Origin of the sequence: Photobacterium sp. GB-210, from assembly GCF_003026075.1 — a bacterium.
In the GTDB taxonomy this organism is placed as follows: Bacteria; Pseudomonadota; Gammaproteobacteria; order Enterobacterales; family Vibrionaceae; genus Photobacterium.
In genome coordinates this window covers 1-14,347 of the sequence record NZ_PYNU01000036.1, presented here as the reverse complement: position 1 = coordinate 14,347, position 14,347 = coordinate 1, and the positions used below count along the sequence as shown (strand labels likewise).

Sequence of the window (14,347 nt, the reverse complement as noted above, 5' to 3'; positions counted from 1 at the left end):
CAATTGTAACCACTAAAAATGTACTAATGGCACAATACTACTTGTATATTGGTAACTCATAAATAGTTACCATACTATCAAGGCATACTATTTTAAGGGTTAACTTTCAAAAGTATCGTCCACTCTCATTTGGTTTTGTTCCAAAAACAAAGCATGCTGATGAGGCATGGAAAACGAAAACGCCTTTTTTTCGTTGGAAATTCGTTTTGTAAGGTGTGAATGTAAAACAGAGCAGCTTGGTTATAACAATTCGCAACCTGCGAAATGAAGTTGTTTTTGCCCCATTTCAATTTAGTTAAAACTATCAGTAGTGAATGACGAGCAGTTTAATGGACTACTTTTTCTTGTCTTATAGTGTCTAGATGTCTCAGGGCTTATCACAAAGCAGAAGTGGACATTCTAAAACTGTCCTTAAGGAGATAGCACCTTCACGGTCTCTAAGTCAGCATAGCGGTCGAACAGAGCGGTTAGTTTCTCCATCTTTATCATAGCCTCTTCTGGTTTAAGCTCCCCTCTTTTCCAAGCAGCAACAATTTCTTTTTTTTCGTTAACAAGCATACGTTGAACTAGATGAGCCTTGTGAAGAACCACTCGAAGCTTGCGTGTATATACACGACTTGTTCTATTTAATAATAGGCGACCAATCATATATTTTGCGGGACCGTCGCTATTTATAGACTGAACTTTTCCTTCATTGTCAACTTTGAAGTGCTCCGAAGCGTTTACTTGGAAACGATCAATATAGCCTTTTTTAGCAATGAATGATGGGCCATCTTGAGTTTCTATGCACCCTTTCCAATCATCAGATTTAAGCACATTACACTTTTGACAGGAGAGGTGTAAGTTAAAAGGGTGAATACACAGAATTTGGAACTTATTCTTAAAAATATTCTGTGGTCTAAAGTGATCTAGAGAAAACTTTTCTTCTCTAACTTCATCGATATGAGTGTCACAATAAACGCATCGATTCAGGCAATCTTGGGCAACATTAGTATAGTTGGTCTTGCAACCATATGTAGCAAAAAAAACACCTTCAGACTTATAGTAATGACTGAGGTCTCTTCGCGAAAGTGCAGGATAAAATAAACTATTCATCTTTACCTTTCTTTAATTCAGCATAGATAGCGTCTAATTCATCGGAAGCGACATTGAGTTCTAAAATCGATTTTTCACTAATAAGTCTTTCATCAGCGAGTATTTTACTTCGACCTAAGTTCAGAGCACGAAACTCTTCTGCTTCATCATCAGTCAAGCTTCCAAATAACGATTTTTCAAAAAGCTCATCAAAGCGCTTAGCCTGTTTTGACTTAATATCTTTGTATCTATTGATGTGACGATAAAAACGCTGTTTAAGATCCTCTTCTCGCTCTTCATCTTCCCAGTCATTCTTGTCAATTACGAATTCAATGTTACCTAGATACTTATCAACCTCACCAGCAGCACTTGTTAGAATATAAATAGGGACTTTTGTATTAATTTTTCTGACTTCATCTATTAATTCGATTCCGGAATAAGTAGCTACCCCAGAATGTTTTAAGTTCTCATCGACAAAATATGAAACGGTATCTGGATAATCAGCAAGGACCTGCATCATATCTCCGAGGCTCTCTTTAACATCTAAACAGACAATTTCAAATCCATCGCCAAACATAAACTCCATCGAATCTTTGTAAGTATCTCGAATTTGTTGATCGTCATCTATAAATAAAATCGTGCTCATTTAATTGTCCTGTAACACTTCGATGTAAAAACCAGCACCGCCTAACTCGCAATACTGCTTTGCAGTGATTGTGCCTGAAGTCATATGCTCTTCAACTTGGCCTTTAATTATTGATAACCCCATCCCTGTGCCAATAGAATTACCTTTGATGTCAGTTTTTCGGCTATGCATCGGTAAGAAAATGGTATCTTCTTGACCAGCTTCCAAGCCACAACCTGAATCTAAGAAACTTAGCTTGAGGCGATTGCCACCAACTCTTTCAAAGATAACTTTAATTTTTCTCTCTTCTCTAGGTGTACCTTCTAGTGCCCAAGTTGAATTTGTGACCAAGTTTATAGCGATACTTTCCCAGTCAATTTCAAATGAGCGAACATTAAAATCTTCTTCTTTTATTTTGATAAATTCAAAGGAGTACTCTATTCCCATTTTTTTAAATGAAGCAGACATCATGTCGAAAATACGCCTAAAAACAGTAGGCACGCAGTTTTTTCTCCGTTTTCTTTTGTCTGGTTTAATATTGTCAATCGCTAACTTGGAGAATGTATCAACATACTCAGCACCTGTGACCATCCTAGATGTTAGGCCAATCAACTTTTCGTAGCTAATCTGCTCACCCGTTTGTTTTGATTTTCGCACCATCTTTGTAAGTAGCCGAGCATTTGTTAAAGCTAGTGCAGAGTGTGTACGAATTTCATGTCCAAAACTAACAGTCAATACACCTAGAGAAGCAAGATTAGAAAGAGTATCCTTTTGATCTTCGAGTTTCTCACGCTCTTTCGCCATATAGGCAGAATACTCATCTAGTGCTTTTTGGTGAGCTTGTTTCGCTCTTTCTAGTGCTCGCAGTTTTTGGTTTACTAGTTGCGCTGGAGGCGTCTTCTTTTTTCGTTTTTTAGTTTTCTTCGTAAATGCTTTTACTTCATTAATAGCTTTATCTAGATCTGAATCTTTTTCCTTGATTATGCTTTCTAGTTCTTGAGCTAGATCTGTTTCTTCATTAGCTTGAGCAGCTTTGGTCGCTAAAGTTTCAAAGGAAGAAATAACTTTAAGGATAAAAGTGCGAAGCTGCAGATAAGCCTCGTTTTCAACGATGCCTTCTCGGTTTGCTTGATCATTTAAAATGGCATTGGTTGTTTTGGATATACTTACGGCTCCGATAATTTGAGTCGGGGCTATTTTCCATCCGCCTTGCTTAATACCACCAGGGCTGGATGCTTTTCGATAGCCTAAATCTAGCCAATCACCTTTGCCTGTTGGTTCTCCATAAGGTCGAACTCGAAAGTCATCTCTATAAATCCGAACTCCTCGGTTGAGTTCCATGAACTTAGTCCAGTTACGTGTTGTCATGTCTACTTTGGAAAGGAACTCTTTCTTTCGTACCATGTAGTAGAACTCAAATTCCAACGCACCAAATAATGGCTTTTCACCTTGTTTAGAAATCCAATTCTTCCAAGGTGTCGGCACTTGTTTAATTTCCTCGCCCGTAGTGTTATTTACGAACTTTAAAGATACTTTGTGGTCCGAATCAACCTTGGCTTTGATTTCCCAGCTAGCAGCTTTTAATAGCTCTTGAGTATCAATTAATTCTGGAGTGTTTTTTATGCCATTTATACTTCGATGCATAGTGATCGAAAAATCATTTGCTCTGCGGTATGGGGAAATAAGCAGCCTGAGTTCTTCCTTTAAATCTTCAACAAATGCTGATGTCCAATGGTCTTTTAATCCAATTAGAACCATATAAGTTCCAGATTGTTCTTCGGAAGTGAAGATATCTCCGTACTTACCTCTTACAGGTAAGTCTTGCTCGTAGACCTCATGCTGTATTTCAGAAATAGAAGCATTAGTACCTTCATATTTACGCCAATCAACAACTAATTGTACAACGGTGTTACTACCTTGTTTCTTAGTATACAAAATGACCTTTTTACTTAGCCTGTCTAAGCCTAAACGACCTAGCCCTTTAGCCCCAGTAAGGACTCGCTTTTTATTCAAAGACAGTTCAATGCCATTCTTAAAATCTGTACCGATTTTCAGCCAGTGATCGTAGATGGTTTCAGCATCCATTCCATTACCATCATCCCGAAGAACAAGGGTTGATAATGCATTGTCTCTTAGATAAAACTCGACATGAACATCTTCAGCATCAGCGTCATACCCGTTTTTAATTAACTCCGACATTGCAACCGTTGAACTCGAAATGCTTTCGCGCCCCAACTGCATTGGAACGCGAGCTGACATATCAAAAGGTTTTCTTGCTAAAAGTCTACGTGCCATGATTATGCCTCTGAGAATGGGATGTCTTTAACTACGCCAACGGTTAAGTGCCTTAGCCGAATACGTTCATTTAGAAAATTGTCAGTTTGCGGGTTCTGCAGCACTTTCATAAGCTTCTTACAGGTATTCACTTTTCCATCCTTGGGAGTAACGACAATCATATGGTTTTCAATAGCTACTGGTTCTCGAAGGTTAATCAACGTTGCAGATGCACGATGTTTATCTGATGGGCTAGACGTTCTTTTAATCACAACAAATGGTGGTTTGAGTACTTTACCATTAAAGCGCCTTTTTTCTGTTGCTTCACGAACCACTCCCCACTGAGGACATATTTTAGGATAAAAGTATGGGTATTCAGGTCCTTCTTCAGGGTCTCGATACGCTACTAGTGGTCCAATTCTAACTGAAAAAAAATCGGCAATAGTTGACTCAGCATATTCTGCACTATGCCAGACCGCTGCTTGATGGTTTTCTCCTACTACTCCTGATAGCAAAAACACATCCACATCTGTTTTATTGTTAAATCGTCCCCAAATTTCTATCTCAGCTTGCATAGAGGCTGATGTAAACTGTCGGAATTCGTTATACCGACTACCAGAGCGAAGAACGTCGGGCAAAATAGCACTGACGTTAGAATGTTCTGGAAGCACTCTAAGGTATTTATCAAACACAATACCAGCAGCGTTAACTTTTCCTTCCTTCCAATAGTTTTCTTTAGGAGAAGGCCAAATTGTAAAAGGAGGGTTCATTAAAACATGTGTTACATGTTCTAAGTCTTGCTCATTAATGTCTAAAGCATCTCGAACATAAATATGAGGCAATAGATCGAATGCTTCGTCTAGATCACAATCCTTTTTGACTCCACGATTTAAAGCTTCGATGACAATACGTAGCTTTGTTGCCTCCACAAAGTGTAAATAAAGGTCAAATCCTTGCAGAACTTGTCCCCACACCAACAATGTTTCTGATAGCGTTGATTTAACTCCTAGTTGTCTCGACGCCTCTATGAGCAAGTTACCAGCACCACAAGTAGGGTCGAGCACTACGGAGTGGGATGTAATGGCAGGTAATAAATTGACGGCTGCTGTTGCTAACTCCTGCCCTGTAAAGAAGCTTCCAGCTTCTCGCATTTCTTCAATAGTGAGCAGCTCTCTTAACACTGAGTCAATACTATCTAGGTCAGCTAGACTTTGGAGTTCAGCTCGATCAGAAGATAGTAATAAATTACGCATCGCTGCGTTATGCGAGTTTAGGGCATTCATGATTGGGTTTTCTGCAGAAATTTGTGTTGATTATAACATTAAATCATGTCGTTACCTAAAAGAGAGAGCTTTGTAAGTATCTGTATTATAGCTGGTTTATTTTTTTTAATCGTGAGTGTTCTGCAGGGGTATGAAAGTACAAAAACTACTCGCTTTTGTGAGTGGTTATTTACTAGTACTGTTTGGGAAGTCATTTCTTCTCCATCACCAACACAACTCTATCAACGCCCCTTAATTAATCTTCTTCAACTGTTGGAGTTGAGATGCAGTGGCCGAGACAACTTGACCACTCAGATATGGTCAAACCACCTAGCTTGCAATTAGGAGTATTCCGGACATCCTATGGTGTGTAACTCGGAAATGCCCAACTATGAATTACGGGCGGTGAGCACATAGTGTTTATGATGAAACAAAAGCCAAAATAACTCTCTGCCTGAAAGCTCCAAGCTTAAGTTCATAAAGTGCTTCGAGTTCTCCTCCATAGTGATTTACGCGGTTGGTTTGGTCTCCCCAAGATATTTCTGTACTCACTCCGTATCTACTTGGTAGTAAAGGAGGTATAACCTTTAAGTTATTTGATTGATCAAAGAAATCAGATTCAATTGATTGTCCCATTTTTGCATAGAGACAAGACTCTGGAATATCTTGCTCAACCCGCTCAGAAAATTGAATCAAACTTTGCTCAGCAAAAGTGAACAGCCACGCCTGTTGGTTTTCTTTTCCATTTACCCGAAGAATTCGCCCCAGTACTTGCCTAAAGTACAGCTCAGTTTTCACAGAGCTCATATGACAACAAACTTGAAGACGAGGAATATCTGTACCTTCGCTAATCATTCCTACACTGACGATCCATTGAGTATCACTTTTACGATAGCGTTCGATTTCGGCTAAAGGATCTTCATGGCGGTAAGTCACTATGGAGACTGTTTGAGCGTACTTTTGATAGAGTATATTTTTGATTATTTGAGCGTGCTGAACAGAAGAAGCGACAACTAATCCTCCAGCGTTTGACGATTGAGCACGGATTTCTGCCAGCTTCTTACAGCCAAGTCCAAGCAAATATTCCATGGCTTCTTGATTGTATATCACGCTCTGATAAGAAGCTTTAGTCTGCTTTAGCATTTCGAGAATCGATGAAAACGATTCTGCTTTTCCGTCGCTAGTTATCGACAACTTTTCATTGTCTAACAGTACAATTCTTGGTGCTCTACAAACATGATCAGCAACGGCCTGCTTGAGAGTGTATTGATAGTCGACCACTACCTTTCCATCTGGGTCGCTATACTGTGCCATCACTATTGGTAATGCATCTGAACGCCAAGGCGTACCTGATAGCGCTAAGGTATAGGTAGCTAGTCCCTGAATCTTTGTAAGGATCTGTTGCCCCCAAACGTTCGCTTTTTCATACTCAGAACCAGAACAATGATGTATCTCATCAAACACAACAAATACTCGATAGTTAGATAATGTTAGCCAAAACTCTTCGCTGAGAAACTGAATAGATTGGTAGGTAAGCGACTGCCCAATCGACCCCAAACCGCCATTAAAAGTGCAATTGAGAATTTCTGAAAAGGCTCTTTTTATACCATCCGATACCGTTAAAGATGGTGAAAAACACAAAACAAGATCAACCATGTCATCCTTCAACAACCTAGAGGCAATAGTTGCCGCCAATACCGTTTTCCCAGCTCCTGGAGTCGCTTGGCAAAAAAAGTGGTGCTGTTTATTTTTGTAGTTTTGTAACGCTCTTTCAGAGCACTCTTGCTGCCATTTTCTCAACATTCGGCAACATCCGAAGATATGGTGTTAATCACGTTGGTTAATACATTCACTTTGCCAAATAGATGTGCTGAGCGATCTCTCGCTTGCTGCAACATAGGGTTAAGCCTCTGTTCCAGTTCAGGGAAACGACGATAGAGCGATTGGTATTCGTCGATCTCACCCAAAACAATCTCTAACTCAGCCTTGTACTGGTTTCGCTCATGGCGCAATACCGAGTAATCTGGAGAGGCTTTCACTGGATAGGAGACATTCTTTCGTTCTACTTGAGACTTCATATTAAGAGAGTGAAACAGATCCGTTTGAAAGTATCTTTTATCTCGTCCTTTTCCCTCACTTTCAAGCCAACCGTTTCTCACAAAACGAAGAATCTGTCTGTAGAGTATTTTTCTTGCCTCATCAGGCTTCTTTCTAAGATCACTAATAGAAAGAGAGGCGTCGCGTAGTTCAATAACCGAAAAACCATCCATACCTTTTTCAATCAATAACTTGTGCATAATAGCACTGATTTTCGTCGAACGTTTCATTTACAACTCGTACAGAACCAAAAACTAAGGATTGCTTAGTATACAGAAATCGATAAAACTAAGAAAATCTTAGTTACATTGAGATTTTTGATATGAGCAATAAGTGTCCTTACAAAACCCAATCCCTATTCGCCTCAAAGAAGCGCGGAAAAAAGTCACACTTTCCCAAAAAGCCTTGGGGATACGAATAGGTATGGATGAGAGTTCTGCGAGTGCAAGAATGAATCAGTATGAAAAAGGGAAACATGCTCCAGATATTCAGACTCTTAAACTGATAGCCGAAGAACTTGATGTCCCTTTGAACTATTTCTTTTGTGAGGAAGAAAGCTCTGCCAAGTTAGCTTGCTTGATTGCAAAACTTAGCGAAGAGGAGAGGCAAGAGCTTATCAATAAGTTGAGCGATTCCGAAGAAAGTTAGGGGTTGCTGTAGCTAATTGAGTTTATGAACCACTCTTTGTCACCTTCAGGTGTGCGAACGGTGGCTTCGTCATCCACTTCCTTCTTTACCAATGCTCTCGCCATTGGTGAATCAATAGAGATGTAGTCTTTTGCGTCTCCATAGATTTCTTCAGGACCCACAATTCTGAATCTCTTTACATCACCTGCTTCATTCTCAATCTCAACCCAAGCGCCGAAGAAGACCTTTCCTTCTTGTTGAGGAGAATAGTCTACGATGGTCACCTCAGAGAGAAACTTACGAAGGAATCGTACACGCCGGTCTATTTGACGAAGTACACGCTTGTTGAAGGTGTAATCTGCATTTTCAGAGCGATCGCCAAGGCTAGCTGCCCATGTAACGATTTTGGTGATCTCTGGACGCTTCTCATTCCACAGATGGTCGTGTTCTGCTTTAAGTTTGTTATAACCTTCTCTGGTGATTAGTTTTGTTTTCACTTCTACAGTCCAAGTTATCTATAAGTTTTGTAGCGCCTTTTTGATTGCATCGATAGTCGCAACACGGAAAAAAGACTTTTGAGTATCACTCGAGACTATACTGCCATTTTTTCCAAGCTCCAATTGATGTCTGCGTAAAAACTCACTGGAAATTAGGTACTCCAATGCGCTTCGCTCCAGCTCAGTGAGCTTAATCGACGCCACAGAGACATCGACATTATCGAACACTTCAATGACCTGATTGATTGGCACCACTTCATTGAGTAATCGTTCCGCTTCCTTTTTCTGAGCATAGAGAATGTTAGCTTGAAGTTTAACTACTGGATCTTCGAGTTCATCTATCCAAGCGTGCATCTTACCTTTTGAGGTGTTTCGTACCGATTTAGGTTGGTCTTTTGTTGAAGAGTTGAAGCTAGCAATTAAAGTTCGGTACGATTCACCAGTTTTGTTGCGGAGGCTTTGTGCAGCGGGAACACCTCTTCCTTTACCAAGACGAGCTATCGTTGAATAACTAAAGTCGCTCAATCCGCGCTCTTGTTGTTCCTTGCATATGGTAAACACGGCCTCTAGTGAGTTCTGTACCCGAGATGATGCTTTCTTTTTTAGCTGACTCAGTACTTGCTCAGGAGTAATTTCTGACATGCTAACCGATCCTTTTTAGTGGTTTCGACTTCTCGAACAATTCACGAATCGTCTTTTCGTCGAACTGGTTATCTATCGACAAGTCCTTTAGACTCAAGCTCCCATCCATGAGGCGGTCGACGTTCTCCCAGCCTTTCAAACGTGTCAGCATTAGCTCTGTTAATTGGTTCCCAACTAAGAGTTGCTCTTCTTCTGACAGTAAAAAGAGCTGTGGCTGAATACCATTTTCAACCATCATTTTGTCGATCATTTGAGAGCGTCTAGTGACCGCTAAATCGTCGCTACAGCTATGGTACAGTTCTGCGTTCGAACATACCTCTGATAGCTGATGAAAGCTGCTTACTTCATCGAGCTCAACACCAAGTGTGAATTCATGCGGAACAATAAGCTGATAGTGATGCTCCGTGTTTTCTTTAGAGTTACGCATAAGAATTTGACAATTATAGATATGTCGGTGAATCGCGTTCATGTCTGAGAGATACAAATCCAGCTTCTTCGCTCGTGTTTCAATTTGTGAGTTCAAGTGCACACGCTCTCCAACTAACTCACGCCTATCAGACTCCAAAGCCGACTTCTCTGAGCTGTCCGCTTTAATTTTGTAAAGTTGGTGATCAATGACATCTATATTCTCTGCAATATTATCAAGCTTCTGACCAAGCGAGGTGTAACGTATAGATTGCGTATTTACGGCTAGGCTTATCTCATTGAACATGGCGGCAAGTCCAACCAAAAAAGCAGGGCCGGTGATAAAGAATCGACACTGAAAACAGTTCTGCTCACCTAAATAACCTGCTGATACGGGGTGATATATGTTGGCTTTTGAGGCTACAGGACAGCCCCCTTCCGAGCAAAAAGCACCTCCCACCGGACAGATACCAAAGTCTTTCCAAAGATAGCTGGAAGCAGGTCGAGCATTGTCTAGTGAATTCAGTAGATCAACAGACGAACCTACCAACTGTGATTTCACCTCTTCAATTCGCTGCTGCTCCACAAAGGATTTGAGCGTCTGAGTTGCTTTGCTCATCGCCTCCTTTTCTCCCACCTCCATTTTCTCTCGCAAGTTGGCGCCTGTTTTACCGCTCTTGGTATAATAGATTGTCATCAGAATACTGGAGTGACCGACCAATTTCATAATGACTTCCAGAGGAATACCAAATTCAAAGGTGTACGCGTTAATCAGACTGACGCGCATTGAGTGTGGAGTGTAAGGGGATTTGAAGTGTGAAAGCGGTATCGTTTGACTCTTTTCCAACTCTTTAATCGATTGATTGTATTTCAGCCCTTTGTAGGTAGCCGTTGTAATATCATTCTTACCAGAGAAATATAGCGCAACTGCAAGTCGTGTCGTTAACCTGCCATTAAATGTGCCTGGCTCTTTTTCTAGATAGTCTCGGAATAAAAAGCAATTAGACCCTTTGCGCTTAAGCTGTACTTCGTTTAGATTGGTGCGCTCACAGTCAAGCCATTTCGTTGGCTCCGTAAGTGGATTATATTTCTGTTGCCACTTTCTAAGCTTTACCAACCAATATGCCAGCTCTATAGGCATGAAGGGAATCGTGTAGCCCGAACCATCAAACTTAGTTTTGTTGGACGTGTAATGGACACCGAACTCTCCTTGGCCGGACTTACTCACCATGCTCTGCCGATTGGTTAGACCAGCTAACTTAGTCCTATTTTTCTTCCAAACGACTTTATTATTCTTAAAGTCGGCGAGTTCTTGATCAGCCTCTCCAGAGTCGCAATAGACAATTTGCATTCCTCTCGCCGGAAGTTGCATGAGTGAGTATGTATAGGTCCAGTATGTTGGAAACCAAAGGTAGGTTTTTCCATTTTCAACTTTGAAAACGATGTCAGGGTCATCCTTGTCTAGCAAAGAGTCATCTTCCATCTGTATCCAATCTGACGCAAAACAATGTAAATGACTCAAATCCCTATAGCTTAGTTTTTTTTCTATTGAGTCTAAGGGAAATATCCACTCGCGCCCTTGTTTTACAAATTGATATGGCAGGGACATCTTGTCCGTTTCATTGGCAAATTGTGGTGCTACTTCTCCATTAAAATTAATATGACTAAATGGGTTTTTGGCTCCTTTTATGTGAGTAATCTCTCCAGTCTCAGTGTCTTCTAACATCAGGTAGTTCGAAATAATCCAATCTAAGAATTCATTGATTGAGAACACCCATTTTTTTCTACGAGTCACTGGAACTTGCTCAAATAGATTCAGCATTGGTTGAATATTTGTCGAGCCACGTGTGAGAAACTCCAACGGGGATGTTTCAAAACCATTTGGCTCAATGTATTCACGAACAAATTCACATAAGTCTTTCGCTTTGGTATCTCCACCACGTGCAGACTTGAGAAACTCTTTTATCGTCTCCGCCCACAAGGACCATTTATCAGTAAAGTACTTAACTTGATATGGTCGCTTCGCTCCCCAAAAGTCATAAGTATTCGTCCACCCCTTTCCTTGATAGTGCTCTTCTGGCTTAGCGGGCATTCTAGGGTCATTGGATTCAACTCGAAGCTTCGCGTATTCTGCGAGACTGGAAACGCCTTTGCTTTGAACCAAAGCAGCTAGTTCGTCATATTCATAAGGTCTTGGTATTTCGAGAGCGTCATACCAATTGCTCCAGTCAGGTATTTTTTTTTCGGGTTTGGAGGGTAATTGAGAATAGCTCTTCTGCGTAACTCTATATTGAGCAGAATCTTTGATTTTTAGAATCGCACATGCTGTTTTGAACTGTTTCAGATTAGATATATCTCTGGGCAATAAGAATTGAATCCAGTTGGTCCAATCATTGGCATAAACCTGATTTGGACTCGAAGGAAGACGCTCGTCTTCTTTGTAACGCTGCGAATACTCAAGCTGCGATTGAATGCCCAATCCTATCGCCGCTTCACTGGCCTCTGCATATGTCGAATACCAACACCGCTTTTCTTTATCCAGAAAACTAAACCAATCAACCCAATCATTGGCATAAACCTTATATGGACTCGAGGGAAGACAATCATCTTCTTTGTAACGCTGCGAATACTCAGGCTGCGATTGAATGCCTAATCCTATCGCCGCTTCACTGGCCTCTGCATATGTCGAATACCAACACCGCTTTTCTTTATCCAGAAAACTAAACCAATCAACCCAATCATTGGCATAAACCTGATTTGGACTCGAGGGAAGACGCTCATCTTCTTTGTAACGCTGCGAATACTCAGGCTGCGATTGAATGCACAATCCTATCGCCGCTTCACTGGCCTCTGCATATGTCGAATACAAAGACCGCTTTTCTTTATCCAGAAAACTAAACCAATCAACCCAATCATTGGCATAAACCTGCTGTGGACTCGAAGGAAGACGCTCATCTTCTTTGTAACGCTGCAAATACTCAGGCTGCGATTGAATGCCCAATCCTATCGCCGCTTTGCTTGCCTCTGCATATGTCGAATACCAAGGCCGCTTTTCTTTATCCAGAAAACTAAACCAATCAACCCAATCATTGACATAAACCTGATTTGGACTCGAGGGAAGACGCTCGTCTTCTTTGTAACGCTGCGAATACTCAAACTGCGATTGAATGCCCAATCCTATCGCCGCTTTGCTTGCTTGATTTATAGTTTTGTAGAATGTTTTCATCAGCGAGTATTTTTCATTTGCTGACGAACCTCGTCGTCAGAAGGTTTCAAATAGACCAAACAACTATCAGGGCTTTTATGATGCATCGCTTTTTGAATTTCTAGCTGAGAAAACCCCCCTTGGCTTAATCTATATCCATAGGAGTGGCGATGTGCATGTGGGGTCGTCCCTAGCGATTTGGAAGGTTCGAGTCCGATTCTTTTAACTGCTCTACAGTGCTTTTGATTGAAATTTTTTTTACTCTCAGGGTTACCTTTTGAGTTAGCAAATAGGAAAGGACAGTCTGAAGCTGGTTTAGTCGAAAGGTATTTTTGCAGTAACAGAGTGAACTCAACGGCTTTACGTGCCGGATAAAACATGACATCAAAGGATAGGTCGCGATTTGTGAGCAGAGGTCCTTTCCAGCCAGCGTAGAGCCTATGACTTCTCGCATACTCGTTCCTTGGACTCATTCGGTATTTATGAGCTAAGTATTCATTTCGTTTACTGAAACGTTCATCAGGAGACTTTCCATCACTAGGATGGAAAACCGATATAAGCGCTGAACCTGATTTAGGATCTATTGATATATCATTGATATATATGTGAAAGCACTCTGACAGTCGTAACCCACCGAAATGCATCAACATTACGATCAACTGACTGGCATAATCCGGCACTCCAGAAGGAGAAACAAAACCGTACAAAAGTAAGTCTTCAATTCTATCTTCTGGAAAGCGATATACCGCTTCAATATCGACTAAATGACTCTCAGGTCCTCGAATCTTTCTAGCAACTGAGAATTGCTCTTGAGATGGTTTAGCTAAATGATTCAAAAAGCTACGACTATGCCTCCTGTAGTAAGCACACCATTGCAAACGGTCTTCTGAATGAGTTGCTTTCCTCATAGGATTTAGCTTGGGCAAGTCAGTGCCATGAACGGTGTCGAGGTAGTCGCAATAATCCGTAATATGGCGAAGAAGAACATTTACGTCTTCATTTCTACGAGGTGACCAGAACAAACCAGAGTCGTCTTGTCCATCTTGAATAGTCCCAAACTGTAATGCTTCGACGAACGCTCTCAGTAGCTCTGTGGCAGATGAAAATTTAGAATCTTGGTGGTCAATGAACTTTAAAAGAAGCTCAACAGCAAAGGCATTTCTCTCCATCCAAGATGTCGATTTACTTCGGTTAGAATACAAGTACCTCAAATGAGAAATCAGCAAACCGCTCTTAGTGAAGATGGCAGGAAAGCTATGTGATAAAGACGCAGTACTAACCTTATAAGAGACTCTTCTTTTAAGTGAATAAGCCATTATTAGTCACTTTATTTCGATGGCTTTGAGTCGTTGGTGCCGCGATCAGGCTTGCCTGAAAGATTTTTGTATTCCTTTGCCGACTTAACCTTCATCTTTCTTGTAACTTCATGCACTTTCTGATAACTAAGAAAGAATTTTGACATACTAACTCCTAGTACTAAGTTTACATTGCTCATACAAAAACCAAGTCTCCCTTAATATACTTATTAGTATATAGTTGACGGTTCTTATGCTTGCAAGTTTGAATAACCACCAAATCAAACCCGATACATTTCAGATAATATGGCAGTAAATAGTATGTGTAATGGAATGGAACTAAT

Annotated in this window: 11 protein-coding genes; 1 reads left to right on the top strand and 10 read right to left on the bottom strand. The window is 40.7% G+C overall.

Translation table 11 applies throughout. The annotated features are described in order from the left end of the window. Nucleotides 1–411: 411 nt before the first annotated feature. From C9J38_RS21145 to C9J38_RS21120, 6 genes are all read right to left on the bottom strand, one after another. Entirely contained in the window at nt 412–1,095 is a 684-nt protein-coding gene (locus tag C9J38_RS21145; RefSeq protein ID WP_107208776.1) for a hypothetical protein, read from the bottom strand. Beyond that, nucleotides 1,088–1,720 (bottom strand): hypothetical protein, encoded by a 633-nt coding sequence (locus C9J38_RS21140; RefSeq protein ID WP_107208775.1) that lies wholly within the window; start codon nt 1,718–1,720, stop codon nt 1,088–1,090. Before C9J38_RS21140 ends, C9J38_RS21145 begins: the two co-directional genes overlap by 8 nt. Further along, nucleotides 1,721–3,994, bottom strand: a complete 2,274-nt coding sequence (locus C9J38_RS21135) for an ATP-binding protein (RefSeq protein ID WP_107208774.1) — start codon at nt 3,992–3,994, stop codon at nt 1,721–1,723. Nucleotides 3,995–3,996: 2 nt separating this feature from the next. Continuing rightward, the gene (locus C9J38_RS21130; protein WP_107208773.1) at nt 3,997–5,256 is read right to left on the bottom strand and encodes an N-6 DNA methylase; all 1,260 of its coding nucleotides are present in this window, start codon (nt 5,254–5,256) and stop codon (nt 3,997–3,999) included. A 399-nt stretch (nt 5,257–5,655) separates the two neighbouring features. Then, complete coding sequence (locus C9J38_RS21125; RefSeq protein ID WP_107208772.1) at nt 5,656–7,038, bottom strand: DEAD/DEAH box helicase; 1,383 nt, start codon at nt 7,036–7,038, stop codon at nt 5,656–5,658. Beyond that, nucleotides 7,032–7,562, bottom strand: a complete 531-nt coding sequence (locus C9J38_RS21120) for a hypothetical protein (protein ID WP_107208771.1) — start codon at nt 7,560–7,562, stop codon at nt 7,032–7,034. The genes C9J38_RS21125 and C9J38_RS21120 overlap by 7 nt, the downstream gene beginning before the upstream one ends. Nucleotides 7,563–7,665: 103 nt before the next feature. Here C9J38_RS21120 and C9J38_RS21115 point away from each other — a divergent pair, with 103 nt between their 5' ends. Beyond that, a complete protein-coding gene (locus C9J38_RS21115) occupies nt 7,666–7,980 on the top strand; it encodes a helix-turn-helix domain-containing protein (RefSeq protein ID WP_107208770.1) in 315 nt (104 codons plus the stop codon). Here C9J38_RS21115 and greB read toward each other — a convergent pair. Genes greB through gmtY form a run of 4 tightly spaced genes read right to left on the bottom strand, consistent with a single transcriptional unit; the run spans nt 7,977 to nt 14,024 of the window. Further along, entirely contained in the window at nt 7,977–8,456 is a 480-nt protein-coding gene (gene greB / locus C9J38_RS21110) for a transcription elongation factor GreB (protein ID WP_107208769.1), read from the bottom strand. The two genes, C9J38_RS21115 and greB, sit on opposite strands and share 4 nt — an antisense overlap. A gap of 18 nt (nt 8,457–8,474) precedes the next feature. Then, nucleotides 8,475–9,098: a gamma-mobile-trio protein GmtX gene (gene gmtX / locus C9J38_RS21105; protein WP_107208768.1), complete on the bottom strand. Its 624-nt coding sequence runs from the start codon at nt 9,096–9,098 to the stop codon at nt 8,475–8,477. Between the two features lies 1 nt (nt 9,099). Then, entirely contained in the window at nt 9,100–12,729 is a 3,630-nt protein-coding gene (locus tag C9J38_RS21100; RefSeq protein ID WP_107208767.1) for a VPA1269 family protein, read from the bottom strand. Continuing rightward, complete coding sequence (gene gmtY, locus C9J38_RS21095; protein ID WP_107208766.1) at nt 12,729–14,024, bottom strand: gamma-mobile-trio recombinase GmtY; 1,296 nt, start codon at nt 14,022–14,024, stop codon at nt 12,729–12,731. The genes C9J38_RS21100 and gmtY overlap by 1 nt, the downstream gene beginning before the upstream one ends. Nucleotides 14,025–14,347 lie beyond the last annotated feature (323 nt).